Origin of the sequence: Flavobacterium sp., assembly GCF_043778725.1 — a bacterium.
Lineage (GTDB): Bacteria > Bacteroidota > Bacteroidia > Flavobacteriales > Flavobacteriaceae > Flavobacterium.
In genome coordinates this window covers 41,544-56,451 of the sequence record NZ_JAYWFT010000030.1, presented here as the reverse complement: position 1 = coordinate 56,451, position 14,908 = coordinate 41,544, and the positions used below count along the sequence as shown (strand labels likewise).

General features: G+C 30.2%; 17 protein-coding genes. 1 reads left to right on the top strand and 16 read right to left on the bottom strand.

Translation table 11 applies throughout. The features are described from left to right. Positions 1-149 precede the first annotated feature (149 nt). The 13 genes from ACH2CG_RS03065 to ACH2CG_RS03005 form a co-directional block, all read right to left on the bottom strand. Positions 150-866 carry a DUF4369 domain-containing protein gene (locus ACH2CG_RS03065; RefSeq protein ID WP_395062084.1) on the bottom strand — a complete coding sequence of 239 codons (717 nt, stop codon included), beginning with the start codon at positions 864-866 and terminating at the stop codon, positions 150-152. An 85-nt stretch (positions 867-951) separates the two neighbouring features. Next, positions 952-2,814, bottom strand: a complete 1,863-nt coding sequence (locus ACH2CG_RS03060; RefSeq protein WP_395062082.1) for a peptidase M61 — start codon at positions 2,812-2,814, stop codon at positions 952-954. Between the two features lie 61 nt (positions 2,815-2,875). Beyond that, positions 2,876-4,276, bottom strand: coding sequence for an alpha/beta hydrolase family protein (locus tag ACH2CG_RS03055; RefSeq protein WP_395062080.1), 1,401 nt, complete (start codon positions 4,274-4,276; stop codon positions 2,876-2,878). Position 4,277: 1 nt separating this feature from the next. Continuing rightward, positions 4,278-4,487 (bottom strand): hypothetical protein, encoded by a 210-nt coding sequence (locus ACH2CG_RS03050; protein ID WP_395062078.1) that lies wholly within the window; start codon positions 4,485-4,487, stop codon positions 4,278-4,280. Between the two features lie 133 nt (positions 4,488-4,620). Then, positions 4,621-5,202, bottom strand: coding sequence for a YIP1 family protein (locus ACH2CG_RS03045; protein WP_395062076.1), 582 nt, complete (start codon positions 5,200-5,202; stop codon positions 4,621-4,623). Positions 5,203-5,205: 3 nt separating this feature from the next. Further along, positions 5,206-5,481, bottom strand: a complete 276-nt coding sequence (locus tag ACH2CG_RS03040) for a DUF2089 family protein (protein WP_395062074.1) — start codon at positions 5,479-5,481, stop codon at positions 5,206-5,208. 233 nt (positions 5,482-5,714) lie between these two features. Further along, positions 5,715-5,993 carry a DUF2805 domain-containing protein gene (locus ACH2CG_RS03035; protein ID WP_395062072.1) on the bottom strand — a complete coding sequence of 93 codons (279 nt, stop codon included), beginning with the start codon at positions 5,991-5,993 and terminating at the stop codon, positions 5,715-5,717. Between the two features lie 100 nt (positions 5,994-6,093). After that, entirely contained in the window at positions 6,094-6,696 is a 603-nt protein-coding gene (locus tag ACH2CG_RS03030; RefSeq protein ID WP_395062070.1) for an alpha-ketoglutarate-dependent dioxygenase AlkB family protein, read from the bottom strand. Positions 6,697-6,779: 83 nt separating this feature from the next. Continuing rightward, a complete protein-coding gene (gene aqpZ, locus ACH2CG_RS03025; protein WP_395062068.1) occupies positions 6,780-7,514 on the bottom strand; it encodes an aquaporin Z in 735 nt (244 codons plus the stop codon). A gap of 26 nt (positions 7,515-7,540) precedes the next feature. Continuing rightward, positions 7,541-7,909 (bottom strand): DoxX family protein, encoded by a 369-nt coding sequence (locus ACH2CG_RS03020; RefSeq protein ID WP_395062066.1) that lies wholly within the window; start codon positions 7,907-7,909, stop codon positions 7,541-7,543. Between the two features lie 79 nt (positions 7,910-7,988). Continuing rightward, positions 7,989-8,909 carry a DMT family transporter gene (locus ACH2CG_RS03015; RefSeq protein ID WP_395062064.1) on the bottom strand — a complete coding sequence of 307 codons (921 nt, stop codon included), beginning with the start codon at positions 8,907-8,909 and terminating at the stop codon, positions 7,989-7,991. 70 nt (positions 8,910-8,979) lie between these two features. Continuing rightward, positions 8,980-10,146, bottom strand: a complete 1,167-nt coding sequence (locus tag ACH2CG_RS03010) for a DUF1501 domain-containing protein (protein ID WP_395062062.1) — start codon at positions 10,144-10,146, stop codon at positions 8,980-8,982. 41 nt (positions 10,147-10,187) lie between these two features. Next, on the bottom strand, positions 10,188-11,585 hold the full coding sequence (locus tag ACH2CG_RS03005) for a DUF1800 domain-containing protein (RefSeq protein WP_395062060.1): 1,398 nt from the start codon (positions 11,583-11,585) through the stop codon (positions 10,188-10,190). 117 nt (positions 11,586-11,702) lie between these two features. On the opposite strand from ACH2CG_RS03005, the gene ACH2CG_RS03000 reads away from it, so the two are divergent. Further along, on the top strand, positions 11,703-12,296 hold the full coding sequence (locus ACH2CG_RS03000; RefSeq protein WP_395062058.1) for a murein L,D-transpeptidase catalytic domain-containing protein: 594 nt from the start codon (positions 11,703-11,705) through the stop codon (positions 12,294-12,296). A 91-nt stretch (positions 12,297-12,387) separates the two neighbouring features. On the opposite strand, the gene ACH2CG_RS02995 is transcribed toward ACH2CG_RS03000, so the two are convergent. The 3 genes from ACH2CG_RS02995 to ACH2CG_RS02985 form a co-directional block, all read right to left on the bottom strand. Then, positions 12,388-13,260, bottom strand: a complete 873-nt coding sequence (locus ACH2CG_RS02995; protein ID WP_395062056.1) for a hypothetical protein — start codon at positions 13,258-13,260, stop codon at positions 12,388-12,390. A 163-nt stretch (positions 13,261-13,423) separates the two neighbouring features. Then, the gene (locus ACH2CG_RS02990; RefSeq protein ID WP_395062054.1) at positions 13,424-13,876 is read right to left on the bottom strand and encodes a hypothetical protein; all 453 of its coding nucleotides are present in this window, start codon (positions 13,874-13,876) and stop codon (positions 13,424-13,426) included. A gap of 641 nt (positions 13,877-14,517) precedes the next feature. Beyond that, entirely contained in the window at positions 14,518-14,820 is a 303-nt protein-coding gene (locus ACH2CG_RS02985; RefSeq protein ID WP_395062052.1) for a hypothetical protein, read from the bottom strand. Positions 14,821-14,908: the final 88 nt, after the last annotated feature.

Here is a 14,908-nt window from a genome sequence, read left to right as displayed (position 1 = left end):
ATTTTATGCAATCTTCTTTAAATGCATAATCATATTTAACTTTTCTTTCCATAAAAAATGCCCCAAATAGTGTCTAACTTTTTGGGGCATGTCCAATTGAGGACTTTTTTTAAATAAAAAATCTCAAGTTTTTACTTGAGATTTTGTTGTTATTTTTGTTCAATTTTTTTTCTTTCAGCAATTAATTCATTTAATTTTTTACCATAAAGAGATTTTGAAATTTTGGGAGTCATAGATTTTTGAATCGTATCTAAATATTTTAGGTTGATGTCATAAATTTCTGCAACAGTAACATAAGGAGCAACTTCGTAACTTGCGTTGTTTACTGCAAAATTGGTAGTGTAAAGGTATTTTCTTCTTTGTATATCGTCTTGTTCTTTTTGAATTTTCGTGGTTTCTGCATCATTTTTTGATTTATATGCTTCAAATCTTTTTTGAACTAAATCTAAATTTTGATTAACATAACGTGAAACAACTTTTCTATATTCTTCATAAAGTTCTTGATTCTTTGATCCTGTAATTTTAGCATCGGCAGTAAAAAAATCTAAAGATGATTCGATATTAATTTTTCCTTGCTCTGCAAAAAATGGTAGATTGTTGTCAATAGAATTAGTTACACCTCTATCTAGAAAAAGATATAGCATCTCTGGTGAATCGATATTCATATCGCTAGTAAAATGGGAATCACCATTAATTTTAATGGTATCTAAAGCTACTAAAGTTGTGTCTTTAATTCTTTGAATGTAAAGTGTTCCTTTTTTTAATCCTTTTATATAACCAGTAATTTGAAGGTTTTTGTCCGATTTTTTTTCTGAACACGAAGCTAGTAATACTAATGCGACTAGTGTAATTATTGTTTTTTGCATGGTTGATTTTATTTTTGGCAAAATAATAAAAAAATCCTCAATTTATGGCATAAAATGAGGATTTAAAAAATGGATATATTCAAGTTTATCCTTTTAACCAAGCTTCTTTTAAAGTCTCTTTTGATGGGTCAATAGATTGATAACCCTCAACTTCATCATAAGTTAGGCTAACTTTTCCGGTTAGAGTTTCCTCTTTTTTACCGCGTTTAATTTTTATAGAAATAGCATCTCCTTCTTTTAAGTTTTGTACAGAGGTCATCATTTCTGATAAAGTGTCTAATGTATAATTTGTATCATTTATAGCCATAATCACATCGTCACCTTTCAACCCAATATTGGTTAAGAAAGTACTTAACTCGGTATTGTTTCTAACTAAAATTTCTTTAGTAGTAGGGTTTCCGGTAATTCCGGCGGTTTTTCCTTTTAGAAATGGATTGGTTGCTTTTTTTGTTTTGGCTTTGGCAATACCAACTTTGGCAAAATAGAAATCATACGGAATAGGTGTTGATCCAGAAACATAAGTAGTTAAAAATTCTCCAACTTCTGGATACGTCAACTCTGTTATTTTGCCAAAAAGTTCGTTATCATTAAATGGTTTTTTAGAACCATATTCGTTGGTTAATTTTTGCATTAAATCTTTAATTCCTCTTTCACCATTGCTTTTTTCTCTAATAATGATGTCAATGCACATTCCTATTAAAGCACCTTTTTCATAAACATTTAAATATTGTGCTTTGTATGGTTCTACAAGAACATTTTCACTCATTTTTGTAAATGGCATTGTATCATTCATTCGTTTTGCATTCCCAATTTTTTCAATCATTCTTTTGTAAAAAGCATCTTCAGTAATAAGTCCTTGATTTACTTGAAAAAGATTGGCGAAATATTCGGTTACGCCTTCATACATCCATAAGTGTTGTGACATTTTAGGTGCATTAAAATCGAAATAATGAATTTCGTTAGAGTGAACTCCAAGTGGAGTTACAATATGAAAAAATTCATGCGACACAACATCAATTAACTGTTTTCCTAGTGCAGATGATGGCATCAGTTCAGGAAAAACTACACTTGTAGCACTATTGTGTTCTAGTGCTCCAAAACCTTTAGCATCTTTAGCTTTCATATCTGATAGGTAAAGTAAAACGGTATATCTTTTGTTGGTATTTATTGGTCCAAGAAATTTCTTTTGTGCACGCATACACTTTTCTAAATCTGCTGAAAGCGCTTTGGCTGTATGCTTTCCTGTTGGAGAATAAACACTAAATAGAATGTCCATTCCGTCAACATTAAAAGTAATATTGTCTGGTTTAGAATACATTATTGGATTGTCAACCAAGTCATTATAACGAGATGTGATGAATAAATCGGAAGTTGCGCTAGCGTCTGAATCTACTAATGATGTTGCTCCAAAAAGTGTTTCTGGATGTAAAATAGTTACGTTGTAAGTCAAATCTTTTTTATCGTCAAAATAACCAACAAAACCATGGTTGTTAATCATGAAGTTTTTTCCCTCATTGATGTTGGTTCCAGCCGGAGAAAAAACACCACTTCCAAAACCACCACCACCTTCAACATCATAAGTGTCATTAACTAAATAGGTTATTTTATCTAATTTTTGTGCGTTTTTAATACTCCAAGAATTGGTGTCTAATTTTGCTATTTCAAGTGGGTTTCCTTTAGAATCTATCGCTTTTACATCATCAATAAATTTTCCGTAATCATCAACAGAATAGGTTCCAGGAATAATTTTTGGAATATGATATACTACTTCATCAGTTGTAAACTTAGGAGCGTTTACAGTAACCATAACCTTATCGTCAACAATAGTATTTAAGTTTATTGTTACCGAAACATCTTTTTTATCTGTTAATTGTTGCGTTGTTGATGCAGTTGGTTTACAACTAAAAAGTAAAGTAAGAACAGTTAAAGAAAGAATTATTTTTTTCATTTGATGTGCATTTTTGTATCATTTGTAGGCAATCTTGGCGTTTTGTTACAGATTTCACCAATTATTTTATCTGAGTTTTTAACCAATTTAATATTTCTGTTAAAGCAATTGGAGAAAATGTTTGCTCGTTTTTACCATACTCATTTATAGATCCTGTTGTGGTTTCTTGAAATAAATGATTCATATTTGGTAATTCTTTAATGGTAACTTTTTTATTTTTTCCTATAGATAATGAATTTTTTATAGCTTCCAGATTTTCTTTTGCTGGAACTTGTAAATCCTTAGATCCATTAATTGCTAAAACTGGACATTTTACTTTTTCTAGATAAATAGTTGGATCTAGTTTTACAAACGATTCAATCCAAACGCCTGAATATTGACCCAAAATAAAGTTAATGTATTGGTCTTCATTCATATCGTTAGGGAATTTTTCATTTGGATTTTCTTTACTATTTTGTTTCATTATCGAGGTGATGTTACTTTTTAATTGATTATCATCGGTAGATTTTAAAATTGCATCGAATAACTTAATGTTTAAATCTTTATTTTTTTTAATATCTTCATCCTTTGCGCCTGCATCTTTAGCTACTAATTCTTGTTGCAATAAAAGTAATTTATCTCCACGTAAACCAGTTCCTGCCAAGAGCGCAATGAAACTTACATTTTTATTTCTGCTGGCAACAATTGGAGCAATTACTCCACCTTCACTGTGACCAATTAATCCAATTTTCTTCTTGTTTATTTCTTTTCTTGAAAGTAAATAAGTTACAGCAGCTTCTGCATCATAAGAAAAATCTAATGTTGTAGCAGTTTCATAATTTCCTTTAGACGAAGCAGTTCCTCTGTCATCATATCGTAAAACTCCAATTCCGTTTCTAGTTAAATAATCTGCAATTACTAGAAACGGTTTGTGACCTAAAATTTCTTCATCTCTATTCTGTGGGCTACTTCCTGTAATTAAAACTACAACAGGAAAATTTCCTTCTTTATTGGGTAATGTCAACGTTCCGGCAAGAGTAATTCCGTCTTTTTTGTTTTCAAATGTAATATCTTCCGTATAATAGGGATAAGGTTTTTTTGGTTCTTGAGGACGAATTAAAGCTGCTTTTTCATTTTTTATTCTGTCAAAGCTCAAAGAAAATTTTTGTCCTCTTTGTGAGAAAAAACCAACTATTTTATTGTCTTTATTAAATGTTCCTTCATAAGAAACTTTACCTGCAGGAATAGCAAAAATTAGAACCGAATTTTCAAAAGTTGTAGTAGTAATAGGAATCCCAAATGCCTTTTGAGTTGGACTATCCATAGTAGTACTGTAACCATTTTCGGTTTTAGAAATGTTTATTTCTAAAGGTAATTCTCCAGTAGGTGTTTTTATGTCGCCATACCATTTACCAGTAATTTCTTGTCCAAAAGAAACAATTGTAAGCATTAATGTTACTAAAAGTAATGTGTTTTTTTTCATTTTATTTAGAGTTTAAAAGTTGTAATGCGGTTTCTGGATTTTCTACTTCAATGTATAATTTAGTGTAGGTGTGATTTTGTAATGTTACGATAATGGTGTTTTTATGACGCATCACATCCCAAAAATTTCTTTTGCCTTTCCAAGAATAAGTTCCTGCTGTTATTAAAAACGGAATGTGTGTTCCCAATCTAAAACCTTTAAATTGTTTCAATTCGTTACTGTCTTGATAAGCATTAACAATATTTTTTTGTCAATAGTGATTTTACTTTCCAATGCCCAAATTTGGTGCCAACCATTGATCTTAAAAATATATTTGTCATTAGATTCTGAAATTGTTACCATAATTAATTGAGTTTAAATAATATAATTTTTGAAAGTACTTCGGCTATAATTACTGAAAGTATAAAAAGTAAAATATGTTTAGTTTCTTTGATATTTGTAGCTGTTTTAAATCCGTTAAAAAGTAAAATCATTGACCATATCATACAAATAAAAGTTGCAATTGCTGAAAATACAATTAGTGACATGTCTAAAGTTTCAATATTTAATTCTTTTTTTTGAGAAATGGTATCCATTAATTTTTGTGTTATAATAAACATTTTATTATTGATGTTAAAAAACAAAAGAAAGTAAAACGGAATCTTCGCAATTAAGCTAGCTACGAGAATATCTATAAAACGTGTTTTTTTATTGATCATTTTTCCAGTTATAAAAAGGAGCAAAGTGAGTATACCAATACAGATTACAAAATCTAATGATGCAGTGATAAAACTTGTCTTTTCTACAAAATGTAAATCAATAACTCCATCAAATCTTCCGTTGAAAAATAAAGATAACGAAGAGGCTAAGATTGTTAAGAGCCAACCAAATAAAAATAATTGTTTTTCAGAGTACTTTTGAAACGGATTAAATAGTATTGTTTTCATAAATTATTTGGCTTTTAATTGATTTATTTTCTGAATAATATCGTCTAGTTTGTTTCTTACCGTGGGATAACTATTTCCCATCTGACTGGCCATTTCTTTTAAACTTCCGCTGGTTAAGAAAAATTGTAAAATAAAGTTTTGCTCCTCTTCAGAAATTTGAAGCAATAAAGGAAGATTGTAATTTCCCGAAACCGATGTTGAGCAATTGCTACAACTTAATTGTGTTACAGAAAGTGAACTTTCGCAACTAGGACATTGTATAGGAAGTTTTGGTTGCATACTGTTATATTTAGAATAAACAAAATTAAACAATATTTAAATATAAATTAATAAAATTAATATTTTTTTTAATAAAATTAATTAAAATATTTTTTTATTCATTAATGCATGAAGTTTTAAAGCATAGAAAATGCGATAATTATGGTTGGTTTTAAGATTTTAGTTAGGTGAAAGTACGGTATAAATTTAAAGTTTAAAACAAAAAAAACTCTTGCAGAACAAGAGTTTAAATTTTAATCAAATTTATTTTTTATATAATATTTTCCTTCCAAATCTTCATCAAAATCATCAATTTTGGTTGTTTTTGGCTTTGGTTTACTTGCCATAGCTTTCTTTTTCCAAACGTCAAACTTGTCTGCTGTTAGCTTTCTTTTCATTATCTCAAGAACTTCTTGCTCGCTAAGATTAAAATCCTTTTTGATAATTTCAAATGGATTTCGCTCTTCTAAGGCTAATGTAATTACTCTTTCGCGTTCTTCGTAACTCAACTCGGTATTCTTATTCTTTCTCATTGATAAAAAAAAATTATAATCTGAAATGTTGTTTTAAATTATAATTCAATATTAAGAAAAAAAATAATTACTTTTTGAAATGGATGAAGTTTTTTCTAAATTATTTTATAATTCTAAAAGTGAGATTAATTCTTGGTTCTATTGGCTTGGTTGTTTTTGCAATTTGATGTTTCCAATAATGTTGTGTTTCTCCTCTCATTAGTAACAAACTTCCATGCTGAAGTGTTATTTTTTCTTTACAATTTGTTAAAGAATTGTGTTTTAAATGAAAAGCTCTTTCTGCACCCAAACTTATTGATGCAATCACCGGATTTCTACCAAGTTCTTTCTCGTTATCGGCGTGCCATCCATTGCTGTCTTTTCCGTCACGGTATAAATTGAGTAAAACGGTAGTGAAATTTTCATTACAAACTTTTTCAATTTCCAATTTTATATACATCAAAATAGGATTCCATGCATGGGGTTTCATTACAATATTCGAGTAGGAGTATGGTTTTCCTTCGTTTCCAAAAAGTGCTGTTAATCTTGGTTGAGGATGTGTTTTTCCATAAACAGTAATATCGTCTTGCTGCCAAGGAATTTCTTTTATTAACTTTTCAAACAGCATTTTAGAAGTTGCAGCATCAAAGAAATTGGGATGATATTCTATGGAAGCATTGGGTAAATCAAAAATAATTTTTTCGGATGGAAATAGCGAATTCATTTTACAAAAATAAAGAGAAAAATAAAAAGGTTAGGTTTTATTTTTCTCTTTTAATAGTTTAACAAATGTTAAAAATTGATGTGTTAATTTCCTAAATCAATTTCGGGTTGTTTTTGTAATAAGTTTTTATAGACTAATCCGCCAACAATTGCACCCAATATTGGAGCTAACCAAAACAGCCATACTTGATTTAACGATTCACCTTGTGTAAACAAGGCTTGCGATAGTGAACGCGCAGGATTTACAGAAGTATTTGTTATGGGAATACTTACTAAATGTATCAATGTTAAGGCAAATCCTATTGCTATTCCTGCAAAGTTTCCATTAGCAAATTTATCAGTTGCACCAAGAATTACAATTAAAAAAAACATTGTTAATGCAAACTCTGCGGCAAAACAAGAAAAGATATTGTAGCCATCTGGCGAAAAAGCACCATAACCATTGGATGCAAAAGCTCCTGCTTTGGTGTTGTCAATAACGTTGCCGTCTTTTCCTGTCCAAATAATAAAAAGTGTTCCTGCAGCTGCAATTGCTCCAAGACATTGTGAAACAATATATGGTAGTAACTCTTTTCCAGAGAAACGTCCACCAGCCCAAAGTCCTATTGAAACTGCAGGATTAAAATGTCCACCAGAAATGTGTCCAACTGCATACGCCATTGTTAAAACAGTCAATCCAAAAGCTAGTGCAACACCAGCAAAGCCAATTCCCAAATGCGTTCCTGTTGCTGTTGTATATCCAGCTGCAAAAAGTGCACTTCCGCAACCGCCAAATACAAGCCAATAGGTTCCAAAAAATTCTGCAAATAATTTTTTCATAATCTGTTTTTAGTTTTAATTATTGGTTAAACATTATTAAAATCTACATATTGGTAAGCCCACAATAATAAAAGTACTTGTATGGGTAACCTAATGTATAGTACCCATTTAGGAAGTCCTAAACTAGCTTTTTCATCCATTAACATATAAATATTTGCAGGAAAAATAAGGACTAATAATATCATTATTGAAATTGCTGCTAGATTTGAAAAAATTGGAATGCACAAATACACCGCAAACATAATTTCTAAAAAACCAGCTAATTCATTGATAGTTTTTTTAATGGTAATAAATGGAGGTAAAATCTTATAATAGACTTCTGGTTTTCTAAAATGATTTATTCCAGCTAGTAAATATAATAATGACATGAGGTAAAGATGCCAAGGTTTTTCCATAATTGAGTAGTTTTCAATTACGAATGTAGAAAAAAATTAACAAAATAAGTAAATTTGTAGTTTTACTTTGACAAAATAATTATTTTTTTCTCAAAAATGGATTTTTCACATTCATAACAACAATTGCAAAAATGATTAAAATAATTCCAATCCATTGAATAAAAATTACATTTTCTTTTAAAATGAAAAATGCCATCAGCACTGAAACAGGAAGTTCTAGTGCAGAAACAATACTTCCAAGTCCAATTCCTGTATGCGGAAAACCAGCATTCATTAGCATTGGCGGAATTACAGTTCCAAAAAGCGCTAAAATTATTCCCCATTTAAAGAAAATATCATAATTAAAAGGAGTGTGTTGTGTTGCCAATGCAAAAAATAATACAATAACACCACCACCCAAAAGCATGTAAAGACTGCGTTGCGCCGATGAAATGCCAAGTGCAACTCTATTAGCTGTAAACATTGTTGTAGTGAAAGAAGCTGCGGCTAGAAGTCCAAGAACAATTCCTCTCCAGTCAATTTGTGTAGTAGTTTGTAAAATATTGGTAGCTAAAACTGTTCCTAATAGCACGATGGCTACAGCAATAATTTTTATTTTGGATGGTATTTTTTTTTCAAGAATCATTTCTAGTACAACACCCATCCAAACGGTTTGCATTAACAACACAATACCAATAGAAACCGGAATATATTTTACAGCCAAGTAGTAAAAAATACTAGTCAATCCGGTAGAAGTTCCAGCAATCATTAGTTGTTTTATATTGGTTGCAGAGGCTTTTACAACTTGCGTTCCTTTCTTTGATTTTTGATAACCATTAATGATTAAAATAGCAATAATTCCAAGAATAAATTGTGCCGAAATTACTTCGGCTGGAGTAAATGGAAGTCCGGTGACACCTCTATCAGCATAGGCTAATTTTACAAAAGTGGCTAGCATTCCGTAACTTGTTGCACCAAGACCAACTAAAAAAACTCCTTTTAATACACTATTTTTCAACATTCTTTATTTTTTAAAAAGCGTGCAAAGATAGGTTATTGTTTGATGTTTGTTGATTTTGTTTGTTATTTTTTTAGAACAATCCGTTAAGTGGTTTATTGTTTATTCCTATTTTTGAGTAATCGAAATTCATTTTTTGTTGTAACAAAGTTGCATAAACACTTCTAAAATCTATTTCGTGAATTAAATCGCCGTTGTCTAAAGTAGATAAATTTGGATTTTTGCCCAAAATTGTGCCTTTATTGCTTCCACCAATTACAAACATTGGTGCTGCAGTTCCATGATCGGTTCCGTTGCCATTGTCTTTTACACGTCTTCCAAATTCAGAAAAAACTACGATGGTAACATTTTGCAATAATTTAGCATTTTTCAAATCTTGATAAAAACTAAAAATAGCATCGTTCAACTCGGTTAATTTTCTTTCGTGAATAGCAAGTTGATTGTCGTGGGTGTCAAATCCGCCAAGCGAAGTATAATATACTTTGGAGTTCAAATTTCCTTTGATTAATCTTGAAATCCATTCTAAATTTTTAGACAAACCAGTTTTTGGATAGCTAATTTCTGATGTAGATTTAGTCAATGCTTTTTGAATATCATCAGAACCTTCTGTAACCGAATTGGCAATTTTTCTAACAAAATCTAATTGTGGATTGTCCGACAATTTTACAGTTTCTTCTTTGTCGTTTTTAATTTTAAATTTATTTGGATCTTTTACCGTTATGGCATTGGGTTCTATTCCTTTCAAAGCCAAATTATCGATTGAATCTAAGTTGATTCCAGCAGTTGGTTGATGGTCTTTGCATTGCAAATCTAAATAGCGTCCAAGCCAACCTTCATTGACATATTTATTAGAATCGGTTGCAGTTTGCCAAATTTCTTGGCTGCGAAAATGCGAGCGTACAGGTTCAGGATAACCTACATTTTGAAGTACTGTTAAGTCGCCATTTTGTTGCATTTGTGCAAAATCTTTCAAAGCAGGATGAAATGCCATGCCTTTGTTTTTGCCAATAACAGCGTCTTTTCCAATCGCAATTTTAGTTCTTAAATCATAATATAACGGATTTTCGTAAGGAATAAACGTATTCAATCCGTCGTTTCCACCATTTAGTTGGATAAAAACCAAGCATTGTTCACCAATAACCAAGCTATTTTGTGATCCAAAAGCATGTAAAAAATCAGGAAGTAAAAGCATTCCGCCTGTAAAAGTTCCTGTGAGCGATAGAAAGTTTCTTCTGTTCATTTTTTCTAATTTATCAGATAATAAATTGGCAATTTAAATTCTTAAATAAGTTGGTATTCGGGTGTTTTAGCAATGTAATTGAACAATCTTAAAACACCATAATTGGCATTTTCTTCTTTGGCATCAAAATCATATTTTAATAAATTTTCCATGTCTTTTTGCATGGAATCATTTACTTTAAAAAGTGTTCTGTTGGATAATTCTGAAATGATTTTTTTGTTGTTTCCATTTTTGTCAAAATCAATTGTAACTTTTATTTTTTCTAAAACTACATTAGGTTGTTCGCCTTCTTCTAGAGTTTTATCGAATGTTTTTCGGCTTATATTTCTTCCGTTACAAAGTAAATCGGCCACATTGTTTCGTTGTAAATAGATTTGCGATGTAAGCCAAGAATTTCCGCCATCCCAGCCTTTTACATTGGGTTGATTGAACAAATCCATGCCTTGTTGCTTCAAGAAAAAAGTAATTAATGTAGTATTAATGTCTTCAATATTCAATTCGTCAATCATTTGAAATAAATATACCAACGGATCTTTTATTTTGCTTCCAGCAGTATCTTTTGGATATTCTTCGGTAGCAATTTTTGTCAATAATGGTGCTATTTCAAAATTCATTTTTCTAAAATAATCGCCATAATAAGTGACCAAATCTTCCGATGGATTGTCATAGATAAACCATTTCAAGATTTTTCGGGTAATTAAATACGGAATGTTTTTCTGTTGAAAAATTAGATCTACCAAATCATCTGCTTTCCAATTTCCTGTTTTGCCAAAATAGGTTTTATCGCTGTTGTCTTCTTGAAATTTTCTATAAGTTGCATCCATTTCGCCAAGACCTAATCCGGCAAGTGCTCTAGCGCCATTTTTTATATCATCTTCAGTATAATTTCCTATTCCAAGTGTGAAAAGTTCCAGTAATTCGCGACTTAAATTCTCATTTATTTTGTCTTTTTTGTTGTCAACATTATCAAGATAACGCACCATGGCATTGGTTTGTATCATTACTTTGGTTAGTTGTTTGAAGTTTCCAAAAGCATTTTCACGCAACAAATAATTTTGCTGATATATCCAATAATTTACTTTTACTTTTTGTGAAGTTGAAACAAAGTGATTGTGCCAAAAACAAACCATTTTTTCACGCAAAGGAAAAGCTTCTTGTTGCATTTTATCTAGCCACCATTTTTTTAGTTCAGCAGCATTTTTAATTTGCTTTTTCAGGATTTTCTTTTGCTCGTCTGACGTTGTATTTTTAATTGAAAGACGCAACTCACGAAGTTCTGCAAGTGTTTTGGGATCATCATTTAAAAAACTTGGCATGTCATTAGTGAAACTTGCGCTAATCGATTTTTGAACAAAAGGCGCTATTCCCAACTTTTCAATTTCTGAAGCTTGCTTACTTGAAAATCCTAAACGTAACGACCAAAGATTACTTTTATTCATAACTAAATTATTGCATTTAAAATTAAGACTTTGTTTTTTTGAAAAGGTTTAAAATAAAATCAGAATTATTTAGTTATCAATGATGTATTTTTGTAATAATCAATTTTTAGTCTCTTTATGAAACACTTTTTCTTATTCCTTTTTTTAGGTTTTATTTGTTGTAACAATGCCAAAGTCGAACTTCCTGTTAAGAATTATGCGGCTAATAATGAAGAAGCGTTGCGCTATTGTAAAGATAATAACTTTAACGAAGATTATTATTTTCTATTGGATTTGAGTATTCATCCTGGTAAAAATAGATTTTTTATTTATGATTTTAATCTAAAGAAAATTAGTGATAAAAACCTTGTAACGCATGGTAGTTGTGACAAATTTGAAGAAAATCCAGAACAATGGGAAAAAGCAAAATTTAGTAGTAAAACCGACAGTCATTGCTCCATGAAAGGTAAGTATAAAATAGGGAAACGAGATTACAGTTCTTGGGGAATAAATGTGAAATATTGGCTTCACGGATTAGAAAAATCTAATGCTAATGCCGTTGATAGAGTAGTGGTTTTACATTCTTGGAATGCTGTTTCCAATGAAGAAATTTACCCAAAAGTTTCACCGTTAAGTTGGGGTTGTCCTGCAGTTTCTAATGAATTTATGAGAAAATTGGATGCCAAATTAAAAGCCACTAAAAAACCTGTTTTGTTGTGGATTATTGAGTAAGAATGTAAATTTAGCATCTGAAAATAAATAGAAAATCCCACAAAAAACACTTCTTGTGGGATTACTCCAAATGATATAAACTTAACTAACCTTATCTTCTTCCGCCAGTTTTTACTCTAGTTGGTCGCGAAGTATTTGTTCTTGTTGTGTTTGATTTTCCTCTTCGCGTATTAGAGATTACTGTTGTATTTCTTTTATTATTTCTTGTGTTGGTTCTTACCGCAGTTGTACCTCGACGGTTGTGAACCACTAATGTAGAATGGTTTCTTCTTGGTGCATATACATTGTGTGCAACTACGACACGACGCGCTGGAACTCGGTGATAATATACTCTGTGAGGCGCACAATAACTATAAAAAACAGAATAGCGGTATGGTCGCCATGGTTTCCAATATCTTGGATAATTGTGCCAACGCCATGGAGAATGCCAAACTATGTAAGTTGGTGCGTATAAAAATCTAACACTTGGCCAAAACCATACATTTATAATGACTTGTTTGGTAGTGACTTCTGGAATACTTGGTCCGCCTTTTCCACCAGTTGCAGTATCAACGGCATCATTTGGTTCTACAAAAGTGTTTGCAGCATATAAATCGGTGTCGCCTTCAATTTGAAGAATGGCTTTTTCGGCGCCAGTTTTTTCAATACCAATAGTTGCAATGTCTTGTTTTTCTTTTTCGTCTACATATGTACTTAACACTATGGCGTGTGCATCACCTTCTTGAATGTCGTCTACGGTAATGTAGTCAATTTCGCCGTCGTTATTGAGGTCAAGATTGTTTACATTATTACTTTTTTCATTCAGTAATTTTTCAAATTCTTCTAGCGAATTCGATTTTTTGAACAATGCCAAAGCACCTTCCAAACTAAAGTTGTCACCAGTATTTTCTGGACGATCGTCTTCTTGACTAAATCCTGTTGCCATTCCTAGAACTACAAACAAGAGTGCAAATGATTTTTTCATGTTGTATGTTTTTTTTTGTAAGACTATAAAAGTATGAAATGGTTTAATTGAAGGTTTGGGTTTTAATATTGTGTAATAGAAATATTTTAAAAGCACGCTGTAAGGCGTGCTTTTGGGTAATTATTTAATTTATTATGTTTAGTCAAATATAGAAAATAAAATTTTACTCAATAGGTAACACAAAAGTTTTCCACTTTAAAAAAGAACCATCATTTTGTTTTACTATGATAAAAGTAGGATTAGTTGTTTTAAAATTACTTTTTGAAAAATCTTTAGCAGAGATGTATTTTATACCTTCTAGAGAAACTAATTTTTCTGGTTTTTCTAAAGATAAAAAATTAATTGCAAATGTTGGAAGTTCTATATATTGTTTTCTTTTGGTATGCATTTTTTTCTTATTATCACTAATAATTTTTTCTCTTTTTATTTTAGATTCAAAACCATTAATGTAGATGCTTAAAGATATACTAGAGGTATCTGAGCTTACATGATAACTTGAAATTAATGAATCTTTTTGATTTACAAGTATAATAATACTATTGTACTTCAATGTCGTTTCTTGTGAGAAAAAAGTATTGAAAGAAAGCATTAATATAAATATGGTTAATTTTTTCATAAAAATGTAGTTTAAAATCCATGCATCAATACAAATTGAAAGAATGAATTGATTGTTTAAAGTTTTATGTATTTACAAATTTGATCTAATTTGCATTTTAAAAATAAATTTTTGAAATTAAAAATGCTTTCTTTCGGTTCTTTTAGTAAATATTCATAGGAATCATTCTTGTAATCATATTTACATTTAATAACTGTTGTTGATAAATTTAATTTCATTCTTTCAGAATCAATCTTATCAAGAAAAGAGGTGATTATTTTTTTTTCTGAAGAACTGCTTAATAAGTTTATTTTGGGTATAAAAATAATGTAGAACTCTGAATACTCAAGTTTTTGATTGTTACAACAATTAACAATTTTTTTAATAAACTCTACTTTATATTTTGAATCACAAGTAAAAACTTTATGAAATTTTGTTAAACTTGACTTGCCATAGCTTACATGTGTGACATTATAAGACTTACTAATTATATTAATTGTATCATTTTTGATATAATCTTGTGAGTAAATATTAATTGTTACTAATAAGCACCATGATATAAAATAGTTTTTCATGTTGTATGTTTTTCTACAGGATTCTAAAAGTATGAAATGGTTTAATTGGTTTAAACTTTTGTTTTTATTCTTATATAGAAATTGTTACTAAGAGTTTTCTGTAAAAGAAATGGTTTTCCAGTTAATTTGTACCCAAGTTGCGGTGTCTTCTTGTGTTATTACTGATTTTGGTAAGTGTTCTCGCAGTATGCGTTCAATTTTTATACAGCTTTCTTGTTTGGTAAAGTCCCAAAGATGAATAAGTTTGTTAATAAAATAGAGCACTTCAAAACCTTCGTTTTTATTAAATTTAGTAGCATCAAGTTTACCAGATAATTTTGGACTATCGCTAGCATAAATTGTCCATTGGTAATCGGTATAAAACAGGTCATTTTTTGTGAAAACGATCATTTTTTGGTCACTTTTAAGGTTACTATTTTATGTTTTAGTTTTAAAATATGTTACTAAGATAGTTACAAATTGTCATTATTTTGTCTGT

What these genes read in the sequence shown, in the direction of transcription:
- ACH2CG_RS03030 (WP_395062070.1), bottom strand. Translation starts at nt 6,696, where the DNA reads ATGAATTCGCTATTTCCATCCGAAAAAATTATTTTTGATTTACCCAAT.
- ACH2CG_RS03055 (WP_395062080.1), bottom strand. Translation starts at nt 4,276, where the DNA reads ATGAAAAAAAACACATTACTTTTAGTAACATTAATGCTTACAATTGTT.
- ACH2CG_RS03020 (WP_395062066.1), bottom strand. Translation starts at nt 7,909, where the DNA reads ATGGAAAAACCTTGGCATCTTTACCTCATGTCATTATTATATTTACTA.
- ACH2CG_RS03010 (WP_395062062.1), bottom strand. Translation starts at nt 10,146, where the DNA reads ATGAACAGAAGAAACTTTCTATCGCTCACAGGAACTTTTACAGGCGGA.
- ACH2CG_RS02985 (WP_395062052.1), bottom strand. Translation starts at nt 14,820, where the DNA reads ATGATCGTTTTCACAAAAAATGACCTGTTTTATACCGATTACCAATGG.
- aqpZ (WP_395062068.1), bottom strand. Translation starts at nt 7,514, where the DNA reads ATGAAAAAATTATTTGCAGAATTTTTTGGAACCTATTGGCTTGTATTT.
- ACH2CG_RS03005 (WP_395062060.1), bottom strand. Translation starts at nt 11,585, where the DNA reads ATGAATAAAAGTAATCTTTGGTCGTTACGTTTAGGATTTTCAAGTAAG.
- ACH2CG_RS03040 (WP_395062074.1), bottom strand. Translation starts at nt 5,481, where the DNA reads ATGCAACCAAAACTTCCTATACAATGTCCTAGTTGCGAAAGTTCACTT.
- ACH2CG_RS03065 (WP_395062084.1), bottom strand. Translation starts at nt 866, where the DNA reads ATGCAAAAAACAATAATTACACTAGTCGCATTAGTATTACTAGCTTCG.
- ACH2CG_RS03015 (WP_395062064.1), bottom strand. Translation starts at nt 8,909, where the DNA reads ATGTTGAAAAATAGTGTATTAAAAGGAGTTTTTTTAGTTGGTCTTGGT.
- ACH2CG_RS03000 (WP_395062058.1), top strand. Translation starts at nt 11,703, where the DNA reads ATGAAACACTTTTTCTTATTCCTTTTTTTAGGTTTTATTTGTTGTAAC.
- ACH2CG_RS03045 (WP_395062076.1), bottom strand. Translation starts at nt 5,202, where the DNA reads ATGAAAACAATACTATTTAATCCGTTTCAAAAGTACTCTGAAAAACAA.
- ACH2CG_RS02995 (WP_395062056.1), bottom strand. Translation starts at nt 13,260, where the DNA reads ATGAAAAAATCATTTGCACTCTTGTTTGTAGTTCTAGGAATGGCAACA.
- ACH2CG_RS03035 (WP_395062072.1), bottom strand. Translation starts at nt 5,993, where the DNA reads ATGAGAAAGAATAAGAATACCGAGTTGAGTTACGAAGAACGCGAAAGA.
- ACH2CG_RS03060 (WP_395062082.1), bottom strand. Translation starts at nt 2,814, where the DNA reads ATGAAAAAAATAATTCTTTCTTTAACTGTTCTTACTTTACTTTTTAGT.
- ACH2CG_RS02990 (WP_395062054.1), bottom strand. Translation starts at nt 13,876, where the DNA reads ATGAAAAAATTAACCATATTTATATTAATGCTTTCTTTCAATACTTTT.